The organism is Paraburkholderia caffeinilytica, assembly GCF_003368325.1.
In the GTDB taxonomy this organism is placed as follows: Bacteria; Pseudomonadota; Gammaproteobacteria; order Burkholderiales; family Burkholderiaceae; genus Paraburkholderia; species Paraburkholderia caffeinilytica.
The window spans coordinates 1,546,666-1,571,894 of record NZ_CP031467.1 but is presented as its reverse complement, the minus strand read 5'-3'; the positions used below and the strand labels follow the sequence as shown (position 1 = coordinate 1,571,894).

Annotated in this window: 23 protein-coding genes; 17 read left to right on the top strand and 6 right to left on the bottom strand. The window is 63.1% G+C overall.

Annotation, left to right across the window (positions count from 1 at the left end; all coding sequences use genetic code 11):
- The first annotated feature begins 45 nt into the window (after positions 1-45).
- From DSC91_RS23105 to DSC91_RS23095, 3 genes are all read left to right on the top strand, one after another.
- The gene (locus DSC91_RS23105; protein WP_115781040.1) at positions 46-2,385 is read left to right on the top strand and encodes an NADP-dependent malic enzyme; all 2,340 of its coding nucleotides are present in this window, start codon (positions 46-48) and stop codon (positions 2,383-2,385) included.
- A gap of 418 nt (positions 2,386-2,803) precedes the next feature.
- Entirely contained in the window at positions 2,804-3,220 is a 417-nt protein-coding gene (locus DSC91_RS23100) for a ribonuclease (RefSeq protein ID WP_115781039.1), read from the top strand.
- A gap of 16 nt (positions 3,221-3,236) precedes the next feature.
- Positions 3,237-3,797, top strand: coding sequence for a barstar family protein (locus DSC91_RS23095; RefSeq protein WP_115783446.1), 561 nt, complete (start codon positions 3,237-3,239; stop codon positions 3,795-3,797).
- A gap of 98 nt (positions 3,798-3,895) precedes the next feature.
- Here the strand turns inward: DSC91_RS23095 and DSC91_RS23090 are convergent, their stop codons facing one another.
- From DSC91_RS23090 to speE, 3 genes are all read right to left on the bottom strand, one after another.
- Complete coding sequence (locus DSC91_RS23090; protein ID WP_115781038.1) at positions 3,896-4,636, bottom strand: 16S rRNA (uracil(1498)-N(3))-methyltransferase; 741 nt, start codon at positions 4,634-4,636, stop codon at positions 3,896-3,898.
- Between the two features lie 19 nt (positions 4,637-4,655).
- A complete protein-coding gene (locus DSC91_RS23085; protein WP_115781037.1) occupies positions 4,656-5,069 on the bottom strand; it encodes a VOC family protein in 414 nt (137 codons plus the stop codon).
- Positions 5,070-5,187: 118 nt separating this feature from the next.
- On the bottom strand, positions 5,188-6,063 hold the full coding sequence (gene speE / locus DSC91_RS23080; RefSeq protein ID WP_115781036.1) for a polyamine aminopropyltransferase: 876 nt from the start codon (positions 6,061-6,063) through the stop codon (positions 5,188-5,190).
- Between the two features lie 391 nt (positions 6,064-6,454).
- Between speE and tkt the strand changes: the two genes are divergently transcribed.
- Together tkt and gap are read left to right on the top strand one after the other, a co-directional pair.
- Entirely contained in the window at positions 6,455-8,476 is a 2,022-nt protein-coding gene (gene tkt / locus DSC91_RS23075; RefSeq protein ID WP_115781035.1) for a transketolase, read from the top strand.
- 96 nt (positions 8,477-8,572) lie between these two features.
- Complete coding sequence (gene gap / locus DSC91_RS23070) at positions 8,573-9,583, top strand: type I glyceraldehyde-3-phosphate dehydrogenase (protein WP_028196421.1); 1,011 nt, start codon at positions 8,573-8,575, stop codon at positions 9,581-9,583.
- A 90-nt stretch (positions 9,584-9,673) separates the two neighbouring features.
- Here gap and DSC91_RS23065 read toward each other — a convergent pair whose 3' ends face one another.
- The gene (locus DSC91_RS23065; protein ID WP_115781034.1) at positions 9,674-10,366 is read right to left on the bottom strand and encodes a FadR/GntR family transcriptional regulator; all 693 of its coding nucleotides are present in this window, start codon (positions 10,364-10,366) and stop codon (positions 9,674-9,676) included.
- A 227-nt stretch (positions 10,367-10,593) separates the two neighbouring features.
- Here DSC91_RS23065 and DSC91_RS23060 point away from each other — a divergent pair, with 227 nt between their 5' ends.
- From DSC91_RS23060 to DSC91_RS23050, 3 genes are all read left to right on the top strand, one after another.
- Entirely contained in the window at positions 10,594-11,922 is a 1,329-nt protein-coding gene (locus DSC91_RS23060) for a C4-dicarboxylate transporter DctA (protein ID WP_115781033.1), read from the top strand.
- Positions 11,923-12,056: 134 nt separating this feature from the next.
- On the top strand, positions 12,057-13,067 hold the full coding sequence (alc, locus tag DSC91_RS23055; RefSeq protein ID WP_115781032.1) for an allantoicase: 1,011 nt from the start codon (positions 12,057-12,059) through the stop codon (positions 13,065-13,067).
- 13 nt (positions 13,068-13,080) lie between these two features.
- A complete protein-coding gene (locus DSC91_RS23050) occupies positions 13,081-13,593 on the top strand; it encodes an ureidoglycolate lyase (RefSeq protein ID WP_115781031.1) in 513 nt (170 codons plus the stop codon).
- 224 nt (positions 13,594-13,817) lie between these two features.
- Here the strand turns inward: DSC91_RS23050 and fur are convergent, their stop codons facing one another.
- Entirely contained in the window at positions 13,818-14,246 is a 429-nt protein-coding gene (fur, locus tag DSC91_RS23045; RefSeq protein ID WP_115781030.1) for a ferric iron uptake transcriptional regulator, read from the bottom strand.
- 158 nt (positions 14,247-14,404) lie between these two features.
- Between fur and DSC91_RS23040 the strand changes: the two genes are divergently transcribed.
- The 9 genes from DSC91_RS23040 (at position 14,405) to DSC91_RS23000 (ending at position 24,280) form a co-directional block, all read left to right on the top strand.
- Positions 14,405-15,241: an outer membrane protein assembly factor BamE domain-containing protein gene (locus DSC91_RS23040; protein ID WP_115781029.1), complete on the top strand. Its 837-nt coding sequence runs from the start codon at positions 14,405-14,407 to the stop codon at positions 15,239-15,241.
- A 200-nt stretch (positions 15,242-15,441) separates the two neighbouring features.
- Positions 15,442-16,239, top strand: a complete 798-nt coding sequence (gene dapB / locus DSC91_RS23035) for a 4-hydroxy-tetrahydrodipicolinate reductase (RefSeq protein WP_115781028.1) — start codon at positions 15,442-15,444, stop codon at positions 16,237-16,239.
- Positions 16,240-16,320: 81 nt separating this feature from the next.
- Positions 16,321-17,043 carry a MotA/TolQ/ExbB proton channel family protein gene (locus DSC91_RS23030; protein WP_115781027.1) on the top strand — a complete coding sequence of 241 codons (723 nt, stop codon included), beginning with the start codon at positions 16,321-16,323 and terminating at the stop codon, positions 17,041-17,043.
- Positions 17,044-17,067: 24 nt separating this feature from the next.
- Entirely contained in the window at positions 17,068-17,505 is a 438-nt protein-coding gene (locus tag DSC91_RS23025; RefSeq protein WP_115781026.1) for an ExbD/TolR family protein, read from the top strand.
- Between the two features lie 190 nt (positions 17,506-17,695).
- Entirely contained in the window at positions 17,696-20,290 is a 2,595-nt protein-coding gene (gene leuS, locus DSC91_RS23020) for a leucine--tRNA ligase (protein ID WP_115781025.1), read from the top strand.
- Positions 20,291-20,381: 91 nt separating this feature from the next.
- Positions 20,382-20,933, top strand: a complete 552-nt coding sequence (locus tag DSC91_RS23015) for an LPS-assembly lipoprotein LptE (RefSeq protein WP_115781024.1) — start codon at positions 20,382-20,384, stop codon at positions 20,931-20,933.
- 84 nt (positions 20,934-21,017) lie between these two features.
- Positions 21,018-22,139: a DNA polymerase III subunit delta gene (holA, locus tag DSC91_RS23010; protein WP_115781023.1), complete on the top strand. Its 1,122-nt coding sequence runs from the start codon at positions 21,018-21,020 to the stop codon at positions 22,137-22,139.
- Between the two features lie 331 nt (positions 22,140-22,470).
- Positions 22,471-23,742, top strand: a complete 1,272-nt coding sequence (locus tag DSC91_RS23005; protein ID WP_115781022.1) for a glutamate-5-semialdehyde dehydrogenase — start codon at positions 22,471-22,473, stop codon at positions 23,740-23,742.
- Positions 23,743-23,863: 121 nt separating this feature from the next.
- Complete coding sequence (locus DSC91_RS23000; RefSeq protein ID WP_115781021.1) at positions 23,864-24,280, top strand: CopD family protein; 417 nt, start codon at positions 23,864-23,866, stop codon at positions 24,278-24,280.
- Between the two features lie 76 nt (positions 24,281-24,356).
- Here DSC91_RS23000 and DSC91_RS22995 read toward each other — a convergent pair whose 3' ends face one another.
- Entirely contained in the window at positions 24,357-25,196 is an 840-nt protein-coding gene (locus DSC91_RS22995) for a MurR/RpiR family transcriptional regulator (protein WP_115781020.1), read from the bottom strand.
- Between the last annotated feature and the right edge of the window lie 33 nt (positions 25,197-25,229).

The following is a 25,229-nucleotide window of genomic DNA, read 5'->3' as shown; positions in this document are numbered from 1 at the left end:
AGTTGTACCCGTATTGAAGGAATTGAGCCGGCAATTGGGGCTACAATGCCGTCGAACATCTATTCTAATCCGCACTTCGAAGCCCGCCTTATGACGACTCCCGCCAATAGCAAACTCCGCGAAGCCGCCCTCGATTATCACGAGTTCCCGACCCCCGGGAAGATCGCGATCGCCCCGACCAAGCAGATGATCAACCAGCGCGACCTCGCGCTGGCGTACTCGCCGGGCGTCGCGTTCGCGTGTGAGGAAATCGTCGAAAACCCGCTGAACGCCGCACGCTTCACCGCGCGCAGCAACCTGGTCGGCGTCGTCACGAACGGCACCGCGGTGCTGGGTCTCGGCAACATCGGGCCGCTCGCCTCGAAGCCGGTCATGGAAGGCAAGGCCGTCCTGTTCAAAAAGTTCGCCGGCATCGACGTGTTCGATATCGAGCTGAACGAGTCCGATCCGCACAAGCTGGTCGAGGTCATCGCCGCGCTGGAGCCGACCTTCGGCGGTATCAACCTCGAAGACATCAAGGCGCCGGACTGCTTCATCGTCGAGCGCGAATGCCGCAAGCGCATGAAGATTCCGGTTTTCCACGACGACCAGCACGGTACGGCGATCGTCGTCGCGGCGGCCATCACCAACGGTCTGAAGGTGGTCGGCAAGGACATCAAGAACGTCAAGCTGGTGTCGTCCGGCGCGGGTGCGGCGGCGCTGGCCTGTCTGGATTTGCTGGTCGACATCGGCCTGCCGCTCGAAAACATTACCGTCACCGACCTGGCCGGCGTGGTCTACAAGGGTCGCGTCGAACTGATGGACCCGGACAAGGAACGCTTCGCACGCGAAACCGACGCTCGCACGCTCGCTGAGGCGATCGGCGGCGCGGATGTTTTCCTGGGTCTCTCGGCCGGCGGCGTGTTGAAGCAGGACATGGTCAAGCAGATGGCGGACAAGCCGCTGATCCTCGCGCTGGCCAACCCGACGCCGGAAATCATGCCGGAACTGGCGCTCGAAGTGCGTCCGGACGCCGTGCTTTGCACGGGCCGCACGGACTATCCGAACCAGGTGAACAACGTGCTGGTGTTCCCGTTCCTGTTCCGCGGCGCGCTGGATGCGGGCGCGACGACGGTGACGCGTGAAATGGAAATTGCGGCGGTCAATGCGATCGCCGAGCTGGCCCGCCAGGAGCAGAGCGATATCGTCGCGACCGCGTACGGCATCCAGGATCTCTCGTTTGGTCCGGAATATCTGATTCCGAAGCCGTTCGACCCGCGCCTGATCGTCAAGGTCGCGCCGGCTGTGGCGAAGGCCGCGATGGCTTCGGGCGTGGCTGAGCGTCCGATCGAGGACATGGAAGCGTACGAACAGCATCTGCAGCAGTTCGTGTATCACAGCGGCACGACCATGAAGCCGATTTTCCAGCTGGCGCGTGGCGTCGAGCCGGAGAAGAAGCGCATTGTGTTCGCGGAAGGCGAAGAAGAGCGCGTGCTGCGCGCCATGCAGATCATCGTCGACGAAAAGCTCGCGAAGCCGATCCTGATCGGCCGTCCGGCGGTGATCGAACAGCGCATCGCGCGTTACGGCCTGCGTCTGGTCGCGGGTCAGGACTACTCGGTCGTGAACACCGACCACGACGAGCGCTACCGCGATTTCTGGCAGGAATATCACAAGATGATGTCCCGCAAGGGCATCACCGAGCAGATGGCGAAGCTCGAAATGCGCCGCCGCACCACGCTGATCGGCGCGATGATGGTGGAGAAGGGCGAGGCGGACGGCATGATCTGCGGCACGGTGTCCACCACGCATCGCCACCTGCACTTCATCGATCAGGTGATCGGCAAGAAGGAAGGCGCGAAGGTCTATGCGGCCATGAATGCGCTGGTGTTGCCGAACCGCCAGATTTTCCTGGTCGACACGCACGTGAACGTCGATCCGACGCCGGAGCAGCTCGCTGAGATCACGATCATGGCAGCCGAGGAAGTACGTCGCTTCGGTATCGAACCGAAGGTCGCCCTGTTGTCGCATTCGAACTTCGGCTCGAGCAATGCCCCGACCGCGCAGAAAATGCGCGACACGCTGGCAATCCTGCGCGAGCGCGCGCCGGAACTGCAAGTGGACGGCGAAATGCACGGCGACCTCGCGCTCGACGCGAATCTGCGCCGCGAAGTGCTGCCCGACTCGACGCTCGAAGGCGACGCGAACCTGCTGGTGCTGCCGAACATCGACGCGGCCAACATCTCGTACAACCTGCTGAAGACCGCTGCGGGCAACAACATCGCGATCGGGCCGATGCTGCTCGGCGCGGCCAAGCCGGTGCACGTGCTGACGGCTTCGGCCACGGTTCGCCGTATCGTCAACATGACGGCGCTGCTGGTGGCAGACGTGATCGCTTCCCGCTGATTCTCGATCCGGGACTGAAGCGTGGCGTCGAGTGAACGGACGCCATGCAAAAAAAAGGCGTGCCCGCAACGGGCACGCCTGCGGGTGAACAGGGGATAGCCACCCTAAAAAAGGCCGAATAAAACCATTCCGCCTTTGAGAGACTGTGGAAGCCGTAAGGCTCCTACTACAGGAAATGGACTGCGCAATGGGCGACCCGTGGGTTTGGGGTCACCCTGATTTGCTTCGTTAGATTAATTTTAGCTTGTACAGGCTAAATATTCTGTCAAAAGTCGTCAAAGCCCGATCCGTGGCTCTTTCCCGCGCGATTGGAGGCTTTTGCCTGTCCGGCGAACGTTGATTCTGTGGGGTTTTAGCGATACCCTTACGACTTTCATGGTCGTCAAACTCGTGATCTAACAGCGGGGAACCTTGATTCATGGCACGCAAGTGGCTGCGCATTAAAGGCGTGCTGATCGGTGCTTTGACGCTCTGCGCTTTATCCGGCTCCGTGCCTGGCGCGTTTGCGCGCGACTACACGGCACCTGCCGATACACAAGCACAGGTGCAGGGCACCATCGCGGCGGCGCAGTTGCCACGCGAAGCGGTCAATACATTGAACTTGATTGCCGCAGGCGGGCCTTACCCGTATGAGAAGGACGGCATCGTATTCGGCAATCGCGAACGGTTGCTACCGCCGCATCGGCGCGGCTATTACCACGAATACACCGTTCCCACGCCTCGTTCACGAAACCGCGGGGCGCGTCGCATCGTCTGCGGAGGTCCGCTACAGCGGATCGACAACTGTTACTACTCGGACGACCATTACACCAGTTTTAATCGTATTGTTGAATGACATCGGGATGAACGGCATGAGCGACAACGTCTACGCGCACGACTCCGGAGTCGCGACGGATCTTTTCGCGGCCGGCGACGGCAATTTGTTCCAACGCGTCATGCGAATGCGCGCCGGCGACCAGGGCCGGGATAACCAGAGCGAAGCCAGCACTGTGCTTTCATCGAACGAGGAGCCCATGAGCCTTTTCAAGACCGTACGACCGAACATCGTACAGTCGATCCGCGCGTTTCGCGTGCAGGATCTCGCTGACGAGGCCAATCAACTCGGCCAGCATTTTCTGTACGCCTACTGCGCGAACGCTCAGTCCAAACAGGAAGTGCTGGAGACCATTGCTACGTCGTTCCTGTTTCCGAAGCATTTCGGCAAGAATTACGACGCGCTTTATGATTGCCTGACCGATCTGGTCCATAAGGCAGGCGCGCAGCCCGGGTTCGTGATCGTGCTTGAGCAGTTGCCGGTTGCACAAAAGTTCGACAAGGAAGGGCGCGAGACGCTACTGGACGTATTCCGCGAAGCGGCCGAGTTCTGGGCCGAGCGCAAGGTGGCGTTCCGGGTGTTTTATTCGTTTGCCTGAGGTACATCCGACAGGCTGCCTGAACGGTTCGCCGGAACCCCGCCAACCGTAGCAAAACAAAGAGAAGGCCCGCCAATTGGCGGGCCTTTGCTTTTGGCTTACCAGCCGCCCCAGCGCGCCGCCAGCGCCGAAAGCACGGCGATGCCCGCGGTTTCCGTGCGCAGCACCCGCGGACCGAGGCCGACGGCGGTAAATCCGTGGTCGGTCGCAGCGGCTTCTTCCGCCGCTGAAAAGCCGCCTTCCGGGCCGACCAGCACGGTTACGCGTCCGAACGGCGGATCGGCGGGCAGCGCCGAAAAGCTGATGCTGGCGCGCGGCGACAGCAGAATGCGCATTTCACCTTCTTCAGGCGTGCGAGGCAACGCGCCGAGCCACGTGGCGATCTCGCGCACCGGCATCACTTCCGGCAGGCGATTGCGCCCGCACTGCTCGCACGACGCGCGCACGATGCCTTGCCAATGCACGTGCCGCCGCTGCGCGCGGTCGCCGGACAGACGCACGACGCTGCGGGTGGTCGTGAGCGGTACAAAACACGATGCCCCGAGTTCGACGGCCTTCTCGATGAGCCAGTCCATCTTGTCGCCGCCGGCGATGCCTTGCGCGAGAGTGAGGTGATACGGCGCTTCCACTTCGATATTGCGGAATTCGTGAATCCTCACTTTGGCCGAGCGGCGTTCGACCTCGACGAGTTCGGCGCTGTATTCGCCGCCTTCGCCGTTGAAAAGCACGATCGAATCGCCGGGCTGCAAGCGCAGTACGAGGATGTGGCGCGTGACGTCATCGGGCAACTGCATGATGTCGTCGGGCTTGAGAGGCGTACCGACGAAGAAGCGAGGCATCAGAAAAATACTCATTGGTTCAGGAAAGGTGGCGAGCGAGCGCCCAACGGTAGCCGTCCAGATCTTCGACCTGGGCGAACCGGTCGCCCCAGAATTGATCCTGTGGCTCGCTCAGCGATTTTGCGCCGGCGGCTAGCGCCCGCGAGTAAACCGCGTCGACATCGTCGACATAGACATAGAACGATTGCGGCGCAATCGCGCCCGCGCTTTTGGGTGTTTTCGCCGCCGAGCCGAACGCGCCTTCCGGCGCGAACATCACGATCAGTTGGCCCTGATAGGTCATCTCGACATGCATGACGACGCCGTCGTCCTGGACGCTGTCGCGTACCTCGAAGCCGAATGCCGCTTCGAAGAACGCCGTCGCGGCACGCGCGTCGCGCACCGTCAGATAGGGGGTCAACCAGGGCACACCGGCTGGGCGGGGGGCGGTCATGGGATTCTCCGGATCTATTGCGGTTGCGGGATGCATGCGGCGAGGCCAGGCGGGAGGTCGGTCGCGTGTCGGCGCACCGATAGCGAGCGCCGACCGAACCGCGCATTTTGCCCGGGCGTTAGCTTGATGGCTTTAAGAATTGACTTAGTTTATCGCGCACGGACCCAGATGCCGAGAGCAGTCCGGCATGCAGGGCCGGCTCGTAGTACCGCAACGCGTCGATTCGACGCGCGGCAAGGCGCTCGGAGAGTGCTTCGACGGTGACGCCCCCGGGGTCGAGCGTGTCGCTGGCGGTCGCCATCATCCAGAGCGAGCCATAGAGCGGGATGAAAGTGCTCATCGTGCGCACGATCGCGAAGGTGTCGCGCAGATCGTCGAGCAGACCGGCGACGCGTTCGGCATGGAAGTACGGCGACCCGAGGTGCAGCGAGAGCACGGCTGCCGGACTCATCACGCGCTTGAGCCGCATGTAGAAGTCGGGCGTGTACAGGCCTGCGGCGGGTGAGTCCGGTGGCGTCAGATCGAACACGACCAGATCGAACTGGGCGGCGACGGCGACGGCCGCGACGTAATCCGCAGCGTCGCCGATCACCAGCTCGACGCGCGGATCGTCGAAAGCGCCTCCATGGATCTCAGGCAGATACTCGCGGGTCAGACGCACGACTTCCGCATCGAGCTCCGCCACCACGATCCGCTCGATGCCCGGATGTTTCAGCAATTGCCGCGCGGCGCCGCCATCGCCGCCGCCCAGCACCAGCGCGGCCTTCGGCGATGGATGCGCCAGCGCGGCCGGATGCACCATGCATTCGTGGTAGATGAATTCGTCGCCGATGGCGCTCATCGGGCGGCCGTCGAGCGTAAACAGCCGGCCGAGCTGTGGCGTGTCCCATACCTCGATACGCTGGTAGGGCGAATCGACTTGCGCAAGCCGCCGCGCGTTCGAAAATCCGTAGACTGCGCCGGCGGTGGGGTGGAACAGCAGGGGAGCGCTCACGAATGGCGGGCTCCGTCGGGAGCGCGGTGGGTTGATGTCGCTCAATTGTAAAGGCGCAGGCGCGGCGTGGCCCCTCGTCCGTGTGCAGCGACGGCTCGGAACCGGCGCACCGCCAGCCAGCAATAATTGCTCAAGCGGCCAAAAACCGGCGCACTGCCAGGCCGGAATAAGCCCTGAACCAGCGCTGAACCAGCCCGAAACCAGGCCGCTGGGTGGCTTTGCGCGCGAGGGGCCGGTCAACGTTCTGTTAGAATGTCACGCTTTCAGCCTTGTCCGTTTGCTCTGCCCGTTTCGCGTCTCCTGGCGCCGCACCGTGCGCCGAAGTGGACTGGCATTCGAGCATCCGGGCCTCAAGCGCGCACCGCCTTCTGACTCTGTCTCCGGACTCGACATGACGACCCCGTCTCCCGCACCCACCTCCCTGATGGCCAACGCAATCCGCGCGTTGTCCATGGACGCCGTTCAAAAAGCGAATTCCGGCCACCCCGGCATGCCGATGGGCATGGCCGAAATCGGCGTGGCTTTGTGGTCGCGCCATCTGCGTCACAACCCGAAGAACCCGCAATGGGCCGATCGCGACCGCTTTGTGCTGTCGAACGGCCACGGCTCGATGCTGCTGTACTCGCTGCTGCACCTGACCGGCTACGACCTGCCGATGGAAGAGCTGAAGAACTTCCGCCAGATGCATTCGAAGACGCCGGGCCACCCGGAATACGGCATCACGCCGGGTGTCGAGACCACCACCGGCCCGCTCGGGCAGGGTCTGGCAAACGCAGTCGGCATGGCGCTCGCCGAATCGCTGCTCGCCACCGAATTCAACAAGCCTGACGCGAAGATCGTCGACCACCACACGTACGTGTTCCTTGGCGACGGCTGCCTGATGGAAGGCATCTCGCACGAAGCGTGCTCGCTCGCGGGCGTGCTGAAGCTGAACAAGCTGATCGCACTCTACGACGACAACGGCATCTCGATCGACGGCGAAGTGGTTCACTGGTTCCACGACGACACGCCGAAGCGCTTCGAAGCGTACGGCTGGAACGTGATCCCGAACGTGGTCGGTCATGACGTCGACGCGGTCGACGCCGCGATCAAGCAAGCCAAGCTGTCGGACAAGCCGACGCTGATCTGCTGCAAGACGGTGATCGGCGAAGGCGCGCCGACCAAGTCCGGCAGCCACGATTCGCACGGCTCGCCGCTCGGCGACAAGGAAATCGCCGCAACCCGCGAAGCGATCGGCTGGAAGTGGGAGCCGTTCGTCATCCCGCAAGAGGTCTACGCAGCATGGGACGCGACGGAAGCCGGCGCGCGCAACGAATCCGACTGGGACAAGGCATTCGCTGCGTACGCAGCCAAATACCCGCAGGAAGCCGCTGAATTCAAGCGCCGCGACGCGAAGCAATTGCCCGCCGACTGGAAGGAAAAGGCCAAGGCCATCATCGCCGGCGCGAACGAGCGCAAGGAAACGGTCGCGACGCGCAAGGCATCGCAACAGGCCATCGAAGGTTTGTCGGCCGTGTTGCCGGAGCTGCTGGGCGGTTCCGCCGACCTGACCGGCTCGAACCTGACCAACTGGAAGGCCGCCAAGCCGGTACGTGTGAACGCTGAAGGCAAGGCCGCCGGTAACTACGTGAACTACGGCGTGCGTGAATTCGGCATGAGCGCCGCGATCAACGGCGTCGCGCTGCACGGCGGCTTCAAGGCCTTCGGCGGTACGTTCCTGACGTTCTCGGACTACAGCCGCAACGCGCTGCGCGTCGCCGCGCTGATGAAGGCGCCGTCGATCTTCGTGTTCACGCACGACTCGATCGGCCTGGGCGAAGACGGCCCGACTCACCAGTCGATCGAACACGTCGCGAGCCTGCGTCTGATTCCGAATCTGCAAGTGTGGCGCCCGGCCGATACGGTCGAAACGGCGGTGGCCTGGACCCATGCGGTCGAGCACCACGGTCCGTCGTGCCTGATCTTCAGCCGTCAGAACCTGCCGTTCTCGGAGCGTACTGACGCGCAGATCGCCAACATCGAGAAGGGCGGCTACGTGCTGCGCGACTGGAACGACGAGATCGTCGCGCGCAAGGTGATCCTGATCGCCACCGGCTCGGAAGTCGAACTGGCGTTGAACGCGGTCGAGCCGCTGGCTCGTGAAGGCATCGCGGCACGAGTCGTGTCGATGCCGTCGACCACCGTGTTCGACAAGCAGGACGCCGAGTACCGCGAACGCGTCTTGCCGCGCGGCGTGCGCCGCGTCGCGATCGAAGCGGGCGTGACGGATTTCTGGCGCAAGTACGTGGGCCTGGAAGGCGGCGTGGTCGGGATCGACACGTTCGGCGAATCGGCCCCGGCTGGCGTGCTGTTCAAGCATTTCGGCTTCACCGTCGAGCACGTGGTAGAGACGGCTAAAGCCGCACTCGGCTGACCTTCGGTAAGCGCCGCCGCGTGTACCCCACACGCGGTTGCGCCGCAAGGGCAGACGAACATGGAAGATTTTTTTTCAGCCATCAGGAGATAGACCATGACGATTCGCGTCGCAATCAACGGCTACGGCCGGATCGGCCGCAACACGCTGCGCGCCTTCTATGAAAACGGCAAGAAGCACGATATCGAGATCGTCGCCATCAACGATCTCGGCGATGCCAAGACCAACGCTCACCTGACGCAATACGACACGGCGCACGGCAAGTTCCCGGGTGAAGTGTCGGTGGACGGCGACTACCTGGTCGTCAACGGCGACAAGATCCGCGTGCTGGCTAACCGCAATCCGGCAGAACTGCCGTGGGGCGAGCTGAACGTCGACGTCGTGATGGAATGCACGGGCTTTTTCACGACCAAGGAAAAGGCGAGCGCGCACATCAAGGGCGGCGCAAAGAAGGTCATCATCTCGGCGCCGGGCGGCAAGGACGTCGACGCAACGATCGTCTACGGTGTGAACCACAACGTGCTGAAGGCATCGGACACGGTGATCTCGAACGCATCGTGCACGACCAACTGCCTCGCACCGCTCGTCAAGCCGCTGAACGACAAGATCGGCCTCGTGAACGGTCTGATGACCACGATCCACGCGTACACGAACGACCAGGTTCTGACGGACGTGTATCACGAAGACCTGCGCCGCGCGCGTTCGGCCACGCACAGCCAGATCCCGACCAAGACCGGCGCTGCGTCGGCAGTCGGCCTGGTGCTGCCGGAACTGAACGGCAAGCTGGACGGTTACGCGATTCGCGTCCCGACGATCAACGTGTCGGTCGTCGATCTGTCGTTCATCGCTGCACGCGACACGACGGTCGAGGAAGTCAACGCGATCATGAAGGAGGCATCGGAAGGCGCGCTGAAGGGCATCCTCGGTTACAACGAGGCGCCGCTGGTTTCGATCGACTTCAACCACAACCCGGCTTCGTCGACGTTCGACGCCACGCTGACCAAGGTGTCGGGCCGTCTGGTGAAGGTGTCGAGCTGGTACGACAACGAGTGGGGTTTCTCGAACCGCATGCTGGACACGGCTGTGGCGCTGGCCAACGCGAAGTAAGCGGATATTTTAGCTGCGCCTCTGCTGCTGGCCTTGGGCCGGCGGCGCGGTGCAACCGCAAAAGAAAACCGCTCCTAGGAGCGGTTTTTTTTACGCCTGCGGAATCGGGAAATAAACGCCGGCGCGCTGCGCGGCGTTCGAGATATGCGTTTCGATCGCCTTGCCGGCGGCGGCGGAATCGCGAGCCTGGAGCGCGTCGAGAATCGCCCGATGCTCGGTGTACGTGGACAGCACTAACTCGCGCCGGTAAAAGGGCATCCGCTGGCTTTCCTTCATGATTTCCGCAGCGCTGCTCAGGATCGACTCGATCGCCGCGTTGCCGGCAATGCTCACGATGCGCATGTGGAAGTCGTAGTCGAGGCGGGCGGCTTCATCGAGTTCGTCGCAGGCGAGCGCCGTTTGCATGGCCGCGATGTTGTCTTCGAGCCAGGCGAGGTCGGAATCGCTGACCGCCAGCGCCGCCATGCGCGCGATAAAGCCTTCCAGCGCGAAACGCATCTGGTAGGTGTCCGGCAGCGACGACTGTTCCGCGAAGCGCCACGATTGCGCGGCTGCGGCCTGCGCACTTTCCACATACACGCCCTTGCCGGGCCGGATCATCAGCAGACCGAGCGCTTCGAGCGTCGAGAGCGCCTCGCGCAGTGAGGCGCGGCTGATCGCCAGTTCCTCCGAGAGCTGACGCTGCGCCGGCAGCAAACTGCCCACCGGATAGACGCCCGCTTCGATCCGTTCGCGGATGGTCGCGATGGCGGCATCGGTAACGGTATGCGGAACGTTTTTCATCGTGGCTCACTTGGGTGGGCGGTCTGACCAGCATTGTAATACGCGTTCTGGACGCTCATACGGGTAGCCGTCCAGGATGGGCAATCAGACTAGGAAATACGCAAAAGACAGCGGGTAAACGCTATTTATTGAATCCTTGACGTCAGTATATCGGCTTCCTACTATTCGCCATAACAGTACTGGTCGGACCAGTCTGAACAGATGTGAATCCTACTCAGGAGGAAGCCGTGTTGAAGTTCTTCAATTCACTGTTTGGCCGGGTCGTCATCGCGCTGGTGGCGGGCATTGTGATCGGTGCCGTGTTTCCGCATTTCGCCCAATCGCTGCGCCCGCTCGGCGACGGCTTTCTCAAGCTGATCAAGATGGTGATCGGCCCGATCGTTTTCTGCGTGGTGGTGGGCGGCATGGCGCATGCCGGCGATCTGCGCAAAGTGGGCCGCGTCGGGCTGAAGGCGGTGATCTACTTCGAGGTCATGACGACGATCGCGCTCGTCATCGGCGCGGTGCTGGCCTACGCGACGCGGCCTGGCGTCGGCATGAATATCAACCTGCATTCGCTCGACCCCGCTTCGCTGTCGACTTACACCGAGAACGCGAAGAGCCTGAAGGACACGGCCGGTTTTCTGCTGAAGATCATTCCCGACACGGCCATCAACGCATTCGCGACCGGCGACATCCTGCAAATCCTCGTGTTTTCGGTGCTGTTCGGCTCGGCGCTGTCGCTGCTGGGCAATAAGGCGCAGCGCGTGAGCAGCCTGATCGACGAGCTTGCGCAGGTGTTCTTTCGCGTGATGGGTTTCATCATCAAGCTCGCGCCGCTCGGCGTGCTGGGTGCGATCGCGTTCACGACCGGCACCTATGGCGTCGAGTCGCTCAAGCAACTCGGCATGCTGGTGCTGGTGTTCTACGTGAGCTGCTTCGCATTCGTGGTCGTCGTGCTGGGCGTGGTGATGCGTCTGGCCGGCTTCAGCATCTTCAAGCTGATCCGCTATCTGCGCGAAGAGTTGTCGATCGTGCTCGGCACGGCTTCGTCGGATGCGGTGCTGCCGCAGATCATGCGCAAGCTCGAATGGATGGGCGTCAAGGATTCGACCGTCGGGCTGGTGATTCCGACTGGCTACTCCTTCAATCTCGACGGCTTCTCCATTTATCTGACGCTTGCGGTGATTTTCATCGCGCAGGCCACCAACACGCCGCTGTCCGTGCATGACCTGATCGTGGTGGTGCTGGTGTCGCTGGTGACGTCGAAGGGCGCGCACGGCATTCCCGGCTCGGCCATCGTAATTCTGGCTGCGACGCTGTCGGCGATTCCGGCCATTCCCGTGCTCGGCCTCGTGCTGATTCTGCCGGTCGACTGGTTCGTCGGCATTGCCCGTGCGCTGACCAATCTGATCGGCAACTGCGTCGCGACGGTGGTGGTCGCCGTGTGGGAAAACGATATCGACCGGGCGCGCGCCCATCGCGTGCTGAACCGTGACGAAGCGCTGCGCTATGTGCCCGCAGGCGAAGACGCAGGCGCCGAGCCGGCCGCCGGCGAACACGTGCCGGCCGTCTGAGCGGGTTCCGATCACACCGCCCTGTCGCCAGATTCTTCGCTAATCAATCGCGCGCCAACGCAGCGCGCGTTCTGCTCCGGCGGATGTTCCGACTCCGCCGCCTCTTCCTTACTTTTCGCTGCCTGACCGAGACTATGGCTAATCCGATCCTCGACCCCAACGCCCCCGCTTTTACTCGTCGCTACATGAACCTCGCCGACCCGCGTCTGGGCGCCCAGGCGCTCCACGCGAGCGACGAATTCTTCGCGCCGAAAGAACGCATGCTCGAGCCGCAGCCGGCGGTGTTCATTCCCGGCAAATACGACGACCACGGCAAATGGATGGACGGCTGGGAAACGCGCCGCAAGCGCACCACCGGCCACGACTATTGCGTGATCCGGCTCGCGCGGCCGGGCGTCGTGCACGGCGTCGATCTGGACACGAGCCACTTCACCGGCAATTTCCCGCCGGCCGCGTCGATCGACGCGTGCTACGTGGACGGCGACGTTCCGCCCGACAACGCCGACTGGCAGGTCCTGGTGCCGGCCACCACGCTGCAGGGCAACCATCACCATTACGTCGAAGTGAGCGACGCGCGCGCTTTCACTCATCTGCGGGTGAATCTGTATCCGGATGGCGGTCTCGCGCGTCTGCGCGTCTATGGTCAGCCGAAACGCGACTGGGAACGCGTCGAGCGCGGCACGCTGCTCGACCTCGCCGCGATCGAGAACGGCGCATACCTCGTTGCCGCGAACAACCAGCATTTCGGGCCGGCCTCGCAGATGCTGATGCCGGGCCGCGGCGTCAATATGGGTGACGGCTGGGAGACGCGACGCCGTCGCGAGCCGGGCAACGACTGGGCGATCGTCGCGCTCGCGCGGCCGGGCGTGATTCGTAAGATCGAAGTGGATACGGCCCACTTCAAGGGTAATTATCCCGATCGCTGTTCGCTGCAGGCGGCCTCGGTCACGGGCGGCACGGACGATTCGCTCGTCACGCAGGCGATGTTCTGGCCGGTGCTGCTTGGCGAACAGAAGCTGCAGATGGACCACGTGCACACGTTCGCGGACGGCATCGCGTCGCTCGGGCCGGTGACGCATGTTCGTTTCAATATCTTTCCGGATGGCGGCGTGTCGCGCCTGCGGTTGTGGGGCGAGATCGCCTGACGGAGCCATGCCGATGAAGACCTTGCATGTGGAACGTCTGACGCGCGCGGCCTTCGCGCCGTTCGGCGACGTCATCGAACTGGACGGCGCGCGCCATTTCCCGATCAACGGCGGCACGACCGAGCGCTATCACGACCTCGCGAACGTCGACGTGATGGAGCACGGCGGCCGGCCGCTGATCAATCTGTTTCGGGCGCAGCCGCGCGCGTTGCCGATCGAAATCGCGATGATGGAGCGGCATCCGCTCGGCAGCCAGGCTTTCATTCCCTTAACGGCGCGCCGTTATCTGGTGGTCGTCGCGCCGGCGGGCGAACTCGATCCGGCGCGAATGCGGGCGTTCTGGAGCGACGGCTGGCAGGGTGTGAACTACGCGAAAGGGGTTTGGCACCATCCGCTGCTCGCACTCGATCAGGTGAGCGATTTTGTGGTGGTGGATCGTGGCGGCGAGCAGCCCAACTGCGATGAACTGCCGTTGGCCGAACCTTGGCGCCTGCTGTTTGAAGCGAGTGTGGAGTTGGCTGAATAGGCCGCAATCGGCGAGCGTCACGTTGCCGAAGTCGGGCGGATCGGCGAGTGTGGAGTTGCCGGAATAGGCCAGAATCTGCCGTGCACGCACGGAAGCGCCCGCATTCCGGCGCTACGACAGCCGCCACGCACGTAAAAAGACCCGGCCGATTGTCATCGGCCGGGTCTTTTGTTTGTCCACCGAACCGCGCACCCCGACGCGGCCGGCAGCCCACTAATCCGACATTAGTGCTTGCGATGCGGGCAATTTTCCTTGGTGCACGCGCCGTACAGCGCCAGCGCATGTTCCTGCAGCTTGAAGCCGCGTTCCTTCGCGATGGATTGCTGCCGGCTCTCGATTTCGGAGTCGAAAAACTCTTCGACGACCCCGCAATCGAGGCAAACGAGGTGGTCGTGATGCGACCCTTCGTTCAATTCGAACACGGCTTTGCCCGATTCGAAATTGCTGCGCGAGAGCAGGCCGGCCTGCTCGAACTGCGTCAGCACGCGATACACGGTTGCGAGGCCGATATCGAGTTCTTCGTGCAGCAGGTTGCGGTAGACGTCTTCTGCAGTCAGATGGCGTACTGGGCTATGCTGAAAAATCTCAAGGATTTTGAGGCGCGGAAGGGTCGCCTTGAGCCCGATATTCTTGAGATCGGTTGGATTGGTCATGACAAGGGATCCCTAGAGTACAATGCTGGGCTCTCATAGTAATGTGTTTTTGCCGTTCTGGTCATCTTCGATGGAATGAATCTCGCGCGGCTCGTCAGCGGGCCCGCACGGTGAGTGAAATGATTTCAAAATCTCAATTGATCTACCGGGGGAGCCGCATGCGGGGTACCTTGATCGCTGTTGCGACTGTCGCGGTTCTTGCCGGATGTTCCACCTACGACAGCTTGACGCAGCGCGTTGCCCAAAGCATCACCCCGTACCGGATTACGGTGGTGCAGGGTAATTTCGTCTCGCAGGAAGCGGCTGCACAGATGCAGGTCGGCATGTCGCGCGCGCAGGTGAAGCAGTTGCTCGGCACGCCCTTGCTGACCGACATGTTCCACGCGGACCGCTGGGACTACGTGTTCTATTTCAAGCGCGGCTCGACTAACGTCGTGCAGCAGCGCGACTTCGTGATCATCTTCGCGGGCGACCGCGTCGCCAGCTGGTCGGGCGGCGAAGATCTGCCGTCCAACCTCGAGTTGCTGGCGGAAATCGACGGCGACAAGTCCGGCAAGAAGAAGGCTGCCGCGCCGAACGTGGCAAGCGCTGCAACTGGCGCCAGCGCGCCGGTGGCCGCAGCGCCGGCTGCCGTGGACACCACGCGCTCGCCGTCCGTCGAAGGCGCCACCGCGGTGGCCGTGCCGTCCACGGATGCCAACGCCGAAGCCGCGCAAGCCGCCAATCGGCTGACCAATGCGGTGCAATCGCCGTCGGGCAAAACGCAGTCGTCGGTGCGCTCTACCGCGCCGACCGCCAATGGTGGCGGTATTCCGCCGCAAGGCCCAACGGCCGCCGGCCAGCCGCAGTTCCAGTTCACGCGTCCGCCGCCGCCGCAGGTTCCGGGTACGCAGGACAATCCGGTGGGACCGACGGGCCCGCAAAGCGATAACGGCGGCCCAACGCATAACGCGCCGTTGACGTCATCTTCATCCACCGTGGGAACGGGCGGCTAAGCACGCTGTCTTTCTCTTGGGACGGTTAGACGGGCGCTGCGTCGGAATGCACTGTACGCCGCGCCCGTCGGCCTTTTCGCTGTGCCTGTGCGGGTCGTCCGCTGGCCCGGTATGTGCGGCGCCGGGTGTGTGCCCGCCGCCGCTTTTGCCCGCGTTTGACGGGTTTTGCCGCGTTTTACCCCTTTCGAACCCTCGTAGCCATGAAAATTGCCATTGCTGGCGCATCGGGCCGTATGGGCCGGATGCTCATCGAAACCGTCCTCAATGATTCAGATGCCACGCTGTCCGGCGCGCTCGACCGTGCGGGTTCCCCGCAACTCGGTCAGGACGCCGGCGCGTTTCTCGGCAAACAGACGGGCGTGTTGCTGACGGACGACGTGGAACGCGTGTTCGCGGAATCCGACTACCTGATCGACTTCACGCGTCCCGAAGGCACGCTGATGCATCTGGAAGCCGCGCAGCGCCACAACGTCAAAATGGTGATCGGCACGACCGGTTTCGATAACGAACAGAAAGCGCAACTGCGCGCCGCGGCGGACAAGATCGCCATCATGTTCTCGTCGAACATGAGTGTGGGCGTCAATGTCACGCTGAAGCTGCTCGAGTACGCCGCCAAGCATTTCGCGACCGGCTACGACATCGAAATCATCGAGGCACATCATCGCCACAAGGTCGATGCGCCGTCCGGCACCGCGCTGACCATGGGCGAAGTGATCGCCAACGCGCTCGGCCGCAATCTCGACGACTGCGCGGTCTACAGCCGCGAAGGCGTAACTGGCGAACGCGATCCGTCCACGATCGGTTTTTCGGCCATTCGTGGCGGCGATATCGTCGGCGACCATACGGTGCTGTTTGCCGGCATCGGCGAGCGCATCGAGATCACGCACAAATCGGCGAGCCGCCTCTCGTATGCGCAAGGCGCGCTTCGTGCCGTACGTTTCCTCGAAGGCCGCGAGAACGGCTTCTTCGACATGCAGGACGTGCTCGGCCTGCGTTGAGCGTCCCACGGGGCCGGTTTCGGCCCCGTTTTGCTCGTTAGTAGCAGCGCCCCCGAAGTCACTTTCTAACGGCGAGGTCAGATGGCAGGTAGCAGCGGCATCATCCATTACCTGGAAACCAGCGACGCGATCACGCATGGCGTCGCGTACGTGTTGCTGGCTATGTCGATTGCGAGCTGGTGCTTTCTGATCGTCAAAAGCTGGATCCTCACGCGCGCCAAACGTCAGGCTGCGCCGGCGATTGCGCAGTTCTGGCAGGCGTCGACGCTGGCGGACGGCGTCGCGGCGTTGAAGCGCGCGGATCGCGAGCGCGTTTTCACGCCGCTCGCCGAGGCCGCGCTGCATGCGGCTGAAGTGGACATTCCGGGCGCGCTGCTCGCGCGCGTCGAGCGCGGTGAGCGAGTGCTGAGAGCGCTGCGTCAGGCGCTCAACGCGTCGCAGCGGCGGCTCGAATTCGGCCAGGTGCTGCTGGCTTCAGTGGGCAGTACGGCACCGTTCGTCGGCTTGCTCGGCACCGTGTGGGGCATCTATCACGCGCTCGGCAGCATTGCGGCGAGCGGTCAGGCCCAGATCGAAAACGTCGCGGGGCCGGTCGGCGAGGCGTTGATCATGACGGCCTTCGGCCTCGTGGTCGCGATCCCGGCGGTGCTCGCCTATAACGTGCTCGGGCGGATGGTGCGGCAGTTGTCGGAAGAACTCGACGGCTTCGCGCACGATCTGCACGCCTATGTGTGCGCGCCCGCGGATCAGCCCCGGCCGCAGCATCAGCCAGCGCCGGCCCTGAGCCACCACGCGCAGCGCTGAAGCTGGAAGAGAGACGGAGGCGATATGGCATTCGGCGGACTCGAGAAAAAGCAGACGGCCGCGCCGATGGCCGAGATCAACATGACGCCGTTGATCGACGTGATGCTCGTGCTGCTGGTAATTTTTATCATTACGGCGCCTTTATTCACGCACGCGATCCGGCTCGACCTGCCTAAGGTTGCGGCGGCGCCCGCGCGGCAAACGCCGCAAACCATCTCTCTTTCAATCGACGCCGCCGGCAAGCTGTACTGGAACGGCAACGTCATCACGCTGCAGCAGATGCGTGCGCAATTCATGGCAGCGGGCAAAGCGGCGCAGGGCGACCAGCCGGAGATCCACCTGAGTGCCGAGCGCTCGACGCGCTACGAGGTGATCGCGCAGGTGATGGGCGCGGCGCAACAGGCTGGGCTTGAGCGGATCGGTTTCGTGACGGATCCGCCGCCGCCGGGCGCGAAGCCATAGCGGCGCCGGCGATACCGCGCCCGCTCAGGCCGAACGCCGTCGCCCTCGCGCACCACGCCGCGCGGCGTGCCCGTCCGCGAACGGTATAATCAGCCCTTTCCCCGCAGAAGGGGAAACGACGCCATTTTCATCCAGCAGAGCACCAAAGCGGCCGGTGCGAAAGCACCGAACCCAGCGATCTCATCACACCATGCACGAAAAATACGTTCCCTCCGACGTCGAAGCCGCCGCGCAAGGGCAATGGCGCGCCATCGACGCGTACAAGACGTCAGAAACCACTGATAAGCCCAAGTTCTATTGCGTCTCGATGCTGCCGTACCCGTCGGGCAAGCTGCACATGGGGCACGTGCGCAACTACACGATCAACGACGTGATGTACCGCTATCTGCGGATGAACGGCTACAACGTGCTGATGCCGATGGGGTGGGACGCGTTCGGCATGCCGGCGGAAAATGCCGCCATGGCCAACAACGTGCCGCCGGCGAAGTGGACCTACGACAACATCGCTTACATGAAGAAGCAGATGCAGTCGATGGGCCTCGCGATCGACTGGTCGCGCGAAGTCGCGACTTGCAGCCCGGATTACTACAAGTGGAATCAGTGGCTGTTCCTGAAGATGCTCGAAAAGGGCATCGCGTACAAGAAAACCGGTACTGTCAACTGGGACCCTGTCGATCAAACCGTGCTCGCCAACGAGCAGGTGATCGACGGCCGCGGCTGGCGTTCGGGCGCGCTGATCGAAAAGCGCGAAATCCCGATGTACTACATGCGCATCACGCAGTACGCGGATGAACTGCTGAACGACCTCGAAGGCCTCGGCTGGCCCGAGCGCGTCAAGATCATGCAGCAGAACTGGATTGGCAAGAGCTTCGGCGTGAACTTCGGTTTCCCGTATGAAATCGACGGCGAGCAGAAGCTGCTGCGCGTGTTCACCACGCGCGCCGACACGATCATGGGCGTGACCTTCTGCGCGGTTGCCGCCGAGCATCCGCTCGCCACGCGTCTCGCGCAAGACAAGCCGGAACTGCAAGCCTTCATCGAAGAGTGCAAGCGCGGCGGCGTTGCCGAAGCCGACATGGCGACGATGGAAAAGAAGGGCATGCCCACCGGCTTCTACGTCACGCATCCGCTGACGCAGGAACAGGTCGAAGTGTGGATCGGCAACTACGTGCTGATGAGCTACGGCGAAGGCGCGGTGATGGGCGTGCCGGCGCACGACGAGCGCGACTTCGCGTTCGTGAAGAAATACGGTCTGCCGATCAAGCAGGTGGTGGAGATTGAAGGCAAGGAATTCTCCACCGAAGCCTGGCAGGAATGGTATGGCGAGAAGGAGGGCGGCGTCTGTGTCAACAGCGGCAAGTACGACGGCCTGAACTACACGCAGGCGGTCGACGCGATCGCCGCCGATCTGAAAGAACTCGGCCTCGGCGACAAGCAGATCACGTGGCGTTTGCGTGACTGGGGCGTGTCGCGCCAGCGTTACTGGGGCACGCCGATTCCGATCATTCACTGCCCGACGTGCGGCGACGTGCCCGTGCCGGAAAAAGATCTGCCTGTCGTGCTGCCGGAAGACCTCGTGCCGGACGGCTCGGGCAATCCGCTCGCGAAGTCCGAGGCATTCGTGAACTGCACGTGCCCGACCTGTGGCGGCGCGGCCAAGCGCGAAACCGACACGATGGACACTTTTGTCGATTCGTCCTGGTACTTCTACCGCTATGCGGCGCCGGACGCGAAGACCATGGTCGACGAGCGCACCGACTACTGGGCGCCGATGGACCAGTACATCGGCGGTATCGAGCACGCGATCCTTCACCTGTTGTACTCGCGTTTCTGGGCGAAGGTGATGCGCGACATGGGCCTGGTCAACTTCGGCGAGCCGGCCAAGAACCTGCTCACGCAGGGCATGGTGCTCAACGAAACCTACTATCGCGAAAGCGAAGCGGGTAAGAAGACCTGGTACAACCCGGCTGACGTCACCGTCTCGTTCGACGACAAGGGCCGCCCGGTCGGCGCCGTGCTGAACGAGGACGGCCAGCCGGTGGTGCTCGGCGGCGTCGAGAAGATGTCGAAGTCGAAGAACAACGGCGTCGATCCGCAGTTGCTGATCGACCAGCACGGCGCGGATACCGCGCGTCTGTTCGTGATGTTTGCCGCACCGCCGGAGCAACAGCTCGAATGGTCCGGTTCGGGCGTGGAAGGCGCGAGCCGCTTCCTGCGTCGCGTGTGGGGCTTCGGTCATTCGAACGAAGCAGCGCTGCGCACCGGCGGCAACATCGACGCCGCGCAACTCGGCGAAGTCGACAAGGTGCTGCGCCGCGAGATCTACAGCGTGCTGAAGCAGGCCGACTTCGACTATCAACGTTTGCAATACAACACGGTGGTGTCGGCGGCGATGAAGATGCTCAACGCGCTCGACAGCGCGAAGGGCGCGCAACCGGCGGTGCTGCGCGAGACGTACAGCGTATTGCTGCGCGTGCTGTATCCGGTCGTGCCGCATCAGACTTTCCAGTTGTGGCAGGAACTCGGTTACGCCGACGAATTCGGCTCGCTGCTCGACGCGGCATGGCCGAAGGTCGACGAACAGGCGCTCGAACAGGCCGAAATCGAGCTCGTGCTGCAGGTGAACGGCAAGGTGCGCGGCGCGCTCACGGTAGCGAAAGACGCTTCGCGTGAAGCGATCGAACAGCTCGCCGCCGCGCATGAGGCGGTCGGGAAGTTCAGCGAAGGCAAGGCCCCGAAGAAGATCGTCGTGGTGCCTGGCCGTCTTGTGAACGTGGTCGTTTGACGGCGCACCCAAACATGATTGCAGACAGGACGCCGCCGCGTGCGGCGGCGCTTGTCCGCGCTGCGGAATCTACTGCGAACCAGGAGCCAAAGTGACTCGCAGATCGTTATTGACGCTGGTGTGCAGCGTGCTGATGTTGTCCGCCTGCGGCTTCCAGTTGCGCGGGCAGCAGGACTACGCATTCAAACGACTCTTTATCTCCGGCGGTTCGGCCGCGGCCGGCGCGCGGTTGACCCGTATCGTGCAGGGCGGCAGCGACACGGTGGTGGTCACTTCCGTCGCGAATGCCGACGCAACCTTGCAGATCACCGAAGGCCGCGGCATCAATACGCTCACGCTGAATACGCTTGGCGTCGTCGAAGAGTACGCGATGAATCTCTCGATGACCTACACGCTGGTCGGCAAGGATGGCACGGTGCTGATTCCGCCGAGCGTGATCGCGCTGAACCGCGCGATGACCTATAGCGACCAGTACTCGCAGGCCAAGGCCGCTGAAGCTGACATTCTGTTCGCGGACATGGAAAACGACGCGATCGATCAGCTGACGCGCCGTCTGTCGCTGGTGCGCTCGCTGCATCCGGCGCCGGGTGAGCAGGTGCCGTCGGTTGCGCCGCGCGCGCCGTTGCCGCCGCCGCCGTTGTGAGCGGCGTGCTGTGTCTTTGTTTAGCTTGCTGCACGTGCTCACGCACTCGCCCATGCACTTGTTTAACCTCGCCGATCGGTAGCCATGCAACTGCGACTTGACGCGCTCGAAGCGCATCTCGCCAAGGGACTCGCCGGACTGTACGTCGTGTACGGCGACGAGCACCTGCTCGCGCAGGAAGCCAGCGACCGCATTCGCGCGACGGCGCGAGCAGCCGGTTTTACCGACCGCTCGGTGTTCACCGTCGAGCGCGGCTTCGACTGGAGCTCGCTGCTTGGCGCGAGCCAGTCGATGTCGCTGTTCGGCGACCGTCAACTGGTCGAGTTGCGCATTCCGTCGGGCAAGCCGGGCAAGGAAGGCGCGGATGCGCTGAAGGCGCTCGCCGCCGCCGTGAATGACGACGTGCTCACGATGATCACGCTGCCGCGGCTCGATGCGGCCACGCAGAAGTCGGCATGGTTCACCGCGCTGTCCGATGCGGGTGTCGCGTTGAAAATCGATCCCGTTGAGCGCGCGCAGTTGCCGAATTGGGTGGGTCAACGGCTCGCGGCTCAGGGCCAGCGGGTCGTTGCCGGTGAGGAAGGGCGGCGCGCGCTGGCGTTCATTGCCGAGCGCGTAGAAGGTAATTTGCTTGCCGCGCATCAGGAAATCCAGAAGCTCGGGCTGCTGTATCCGGCTGGTTCGTTGAGCTTCGAGCAGATTCAGGACGCTGTGCTGAACGTCGCCCGTTATGACGTTTTCAAGCTGAACGAGGCAATGCTGGCGGGCGATGTCGGCCGCCTCGCGCGCATGCTCGACGGCCTGCGCGGCGAAGGCGAGGCGGCCGTGCTGGTGCTGTGGGCAGTGGTCGAAGAAGTGCGGACGCTGCTGCGTATCAAGCGCGGCGTCACGGCCGGCAAGCCGCTCGCGATGCTGGTACGCGAGAACCGCGTATGGGGGCCGCGCGAGCGGCTGATTGGACCGGCGTTGTCGCGCGTCACCGAGAGTGCGCTTGAAAAGGCACTTGCTCTGGCGGCGCGGCTGGATCGGCAGGTGAAGGGATTGTCGGGCGGTACGCCGGGCAATCATCGCAATGATCCTCCGCCGGATCCGTGGGATGGCTTGTTCGAACTGGCCATGACGGTGGCGTCGCCGGCAAAAGCGGCGCCTGTACCGCCGCCACGACCTCGCCCTGCAGCAGGTGCGCCGGTTCGAAGGCCAGGCTGAGGACATGGTTTGAGCTGGCGGCTTCGCGCGGCGCAATGCGCAGGACGCCAGGGTGTGAGTCTCACCACCAGTATCTCCGGCAGGTCTTCACGCCAGCGACGCTTACTGTGCTCGTCAACCGTACAGCGTCCATGCCGGGAATCCATTGCCGGTGCGATCGCCCTCCTGCGGCCGCATTCTCGAGCAACGTCGCGGTGCAGAGCTTGAAGTCCTTGGGTCCTACGGGCGCCGGGCCAAGCAAAGCTTCGCCACCCGACTTACAATCGTTTGATCTTTCGCTAATTCTGCCTGTCCGTAGCACCTCGACGTGCGCGGCACCACGAGAATCACCATGGATATCGACCAGTACATGACCGACCTCGGCCGTCGCGCCCGTCACGCTTCGCGTGCGATGGCGCGCGCGTCGACGGCGGCAAAAAACGCCGCGCTTGCGGCAGTCGCACAGGCTATCGAACGCGATGCCGCGCTGCTGAAAGAGGCCAACGCGCGCGACCTCGCGCGGGCTCGCGACAAAGGCCACGATGCCGCGTTCATCGACCGTTTGACGCTATCGGACAAGGCGCTGAATACGATGGTGGAAGGGTTGTGGCAAGTCGCCGCGCTGGCCGATCCGATCGGCGAGATCAGCAATCTGAAGTATCGGCCGAGCGGTATTCAGGTCGGCCAGATGCGCGTGCCGCTGGGCGTGATCGGCATCATCTACGAATCGCGTCCGAACGTGACGATCGACGCAGCTGCGCTGTGCCTGAAGTCCGGCAACGCGACGATTCTGCGCGGCGGTTCGGAAGCGCTCGAATGCAATACGGCGCTGGCCAAGCTGATCGGCGAAGGGCTGGAAGCGGCGGGATTGCCGCAAGACGCCGTGCAAGTAGTGGCAACGTCGGACCGTGCGGCCGTCGGCAAACTGATCACGATGACCGAATTCGTCGACGTGATCGTGCCGCGTGGCGGAAAGAGCCTGATCGAGCGGCTGATGAACGAAGCGCGCGTGCCGATGATCAAGCACCTTGATGGCATCTGCCACGTGTATGTGGACGACCGCGCGGATCTGGCCAAGGCGCTGACCGTCTGCGACAACGCCAAGACGCACCGCTACGGCACCTGCAACACCATGGAGACGCTGCTCGTCGCGCGTGGTGTCGCGGCTGAGGTGCTGCCGCCTTTGGGTAAGCTGTATCGCGACAAGGAAGTCGAGTTGCGCGTGGACGCTGCGGCGCGCACGGTGTTGGCGGATGCGGGAGTGGGACCGCTCGTCGATGCCACCGAAGAAGACTGGCGCACCGAATATCTCGCGCCGGTGCTGGCGATCAAGGTGGTAGATGGTCTCGATGCGGCGATCGACCACATCAACGAGTACGGCTCGCACCACACTGACGCGATCGTCACGGAAGACCACGACCGGGCGATGCGCTTCTTGCGTGAGGTCGATTCGGCAAGCGTGATGGTCAACGCATCGACCCGTTTCGCCGATGGTTTCGAATTCGGTCTGGGCGCGGAAATCGGCATCTCGAACGACAAACTGCACGCGCGCGGCCCGGTGGGGCTGGAAGGATTGACGTCGTTGAAGTACGTCGTGCTCGGGCATGGCGAAGGCCGGCAATAAGCCGCCGTCTGCCGCGCGTTTGATCGCGAACGCCGTTGATAAGCGCGGCCGGTCACGTCTTTCACCACGAACGCGCCGCCAAGAGCGCTGATTTCCACGATACAAGTCGCAAGGACCGCTGATGCTTTGGGTAAAAACGTTTCACATCGTTCTGATTGCTTCCTGGTTCGCCGGCCTGTTCTATCTGCCGCGCATCTTTGTCAATCTGGCGATGGAGACGGAACCTGCCGCGACGGCGCGGCTTTTGACGATGGCGCGTAAGCTGTTCCGCTTCATGACGTTCATCGCGGTACCGGCGCTGGCGTGCGGGCTGTGGTTGTGGCTGGCGATCGGCATCGGGCGCGGGCAGGGTTGGATTCATGCGAAGGTGGGCGTGGTGATGCTGCTGATCATCTACCACGCTTATTGCGGCGTACTGCTGCGGACCTTCGAGCGCGGCGAGAATCGCCGCTCGGACAAGTGGTATCGCATGTTCAATGAATTGCCTGTGCTGGGGATGCTCGCGGCCGTGGCGTTGGTGGTGATCAAGCCGTTCTAAAGTAGGAATATTTTTTGATTTGATATTGCGGGAAGTCGATTCGGATGAGGCGCTGGCGTGCGTCTCGCCGTTAGGCTTACGGATCGATCCTTCTTCGGGTGATCACTTCCTTCGCTTGCGCCATCTTTTCGACGAGCTCCGGCCCCCGGCTCAAAGCCACACCCACCGCCAGAATGTCGCCAATCGCCAGATGCGAGACCCGTGAGGTCATCGGCGAAAAGATATCCGTGTCTTCGTCGACGTTGGCGAACAAGCCTACAGTAGCAAGCCGCGCCAACGGCGAATTACCGTGGGTGATCGCGATCACTTTCGCGCCGGTTGCCAGCGCCAACTTCACCGCATCGACAATATCGCGCGTGCGGCCCGTGTTCGAAATCGCCACCACTACATCGCCTTCGCCCAGCAGCGCCGCCGACATCAAAAATGTATGCGGGTCCGAATACGCGACGCTCGGCATGCCGAGGCGAAAGAACTTGTGCTGCACATCCAACGCCGCGATGCCGGAACCACCCGCGCCGTAAAACTCGATGCGCCGCCCCTGCGCCAGCAGCGCGATCGCCGCTGCGACGCTATCCGACGACAGATTGTTGCGCACCTGAATCAGCGCGCCGATGGTCCGGTCGAGCACCTTTGCGGCCACACCCGGCGTCGGCTCGTCCGGCCGCACGTCGCGATAGACGGCGGGCACTTCCGCAGCAATCCCCTGCGCGAGCCGTATTTTGAACTCACGAAAGCCCGAAAAACCGAGCGCGTGACAGAACCGTGCGATGGTCGGCTGGCTGACGCCGGCGCGCGCGGCCACTTCCGTCATCGACAGATCCAGCACCTCGCGCGGCGCCTCGATCACGTAGTCGGCCAGCTTACGCTCGGACGGCCGCAACTGATCGCGCATCTCTTCCACCTGAGACAGCATCATCGGAAAACTCGCACTATGCTGAAGAATGCATGG

Bases quoted from the DNA above. Each gene is read 5' to 3' on its own strand.
- DSC91_RS23065 (WP_115781034.1), bottom strand. From the start codon at position 10,366: ATGAAAAACGTTCCGCATACCGTTACCGATGCCGCCATCGCGACCATC.
- tkt (WP_115781035.1), top strand. From the start codon at position 6,455: ATGACGACCCCGTCTCCCGCACCCACCTCCCTGATGGCCAACGCAATC.
- DSC91_RS23095 (WP_115783446.1), top strand. From the start codon at position 3,237: ATGAGCGACAACGTCTACGCGCACGACTCCGGAGTCGCGACGGATCTT.
- DSC91_RS23105 (WP_115781040.1), top strand. From the start codon at position 46: ATGCCGTCGAACATCTATTCTAATCCGCACTTCGAAGCCCGCCTTATG.
- DSC91_RS23030 (WP_115781027.1), top strand. From the start codon at position 16,321: ATGGCAGGTAGCAGCGGCATCATCCATTACCTGGAAACCAGCGACGCG.
- DSC91_RS23100 (WP_115781039.1), top strand. From the start codon at position 2,804: ATGGCACGCAAGTGGCTGCGCATTAAAGGCGTGCTGATCGGTGCTTTG.
- DSC91_RS23025 (WP_115781026.1), top strand. From the start codon at position 17,068: ATGGCATTCGGCGGACTCGAGAAAAAGCAGACGGCCGCGCCGATGGCC.
- holA (WP_115781023.1), top strand. From the start codon at position 21,018: ATGCAACTGCGACTTGACGCGCTCGAAGCGCATCTCGCCAAGGGACTC.
- fur (WP_115781030.1), bottom strand. From the start codon at position 14,246: ATGACCAATCCAACCGATCTCAAGAATATCGGGCTCAAGGCGACCCTT.
- DSC91_RS23050 (WP_115781031.1), top strand. From the start codon at position 13,081: ATGAAGACCTTGCATGTGGAACGTCTGACGCGCGCGGCCTTCGCGCCG.
- DSC91_RS23000 (WP_115781021.1), top strand. From the start codon at position 23,864: ATGCTTTGGGTAAAAACGTTTCACATCGTTCTGATTGCTTCCTGGTTC.
- leuS (WP_115781025.1), top strand. From the start codon at position 17,696: ATGCACGAAAAATACGTTCCCTCCGACGTCGAAGCCGCCGCGCAAGGG.
- DSC91_RS23005 (WP_115781022.1), top strand. From the start codon at position 22,471: ATGGATATCGACCAGTACATGACCGACCTCGGCCGTCGCGCCCGTCAC.
- dapB (WP_115781028.1), top strand. From the start codon at position 15,442: ATGAAAATTGCCATTGCTGGCGCATCGGGCCGTATGGGCCGGATGCTC.
- DSC91_RS23090 (WP_115781038.1), bottom strand. From the start codon at position 4,636: ATGCCTCGCTTCTTCGTCGGTACGCCTCTCAAGCCCGACGACATCATG.
- alc (WP_115781032.1), top strand. From the start codon at position 12,057: ATGGCTAATCCGATCCTCGACCCCAACGCCCCCGCTTTTACTCGTCGC.
- DSC91_RS22995 (WP_115781020.1), bottom strand. From the start codon at position 25,196: ATGATGCTGTCTCAGGTGGAAGAGATGCGCGATCAGTTGCGGCCGTCC.
- DSC91_RS23085 (WP_115781037.1), bottom strand. From the start codon at position 5,069: ATGACCGCCCCCCGCCCAGCCGGTGTGCCCTGGTTGACCCCCTATCTG.
- gap (WP_028196421.1), top strand. From the start codon at position 8,573: ATGACGATTCGCGTCGCAATCAACGGCTACGGCCGGATCGGCCGCAAC.
- DSC91_RS23040 (WP_115781029.1), top strand. From the start codon at position 14,405: ATGCGGGGTACCTTGATCGCTGTTGCGACTGTCGCGGTTCTTGCCGGA.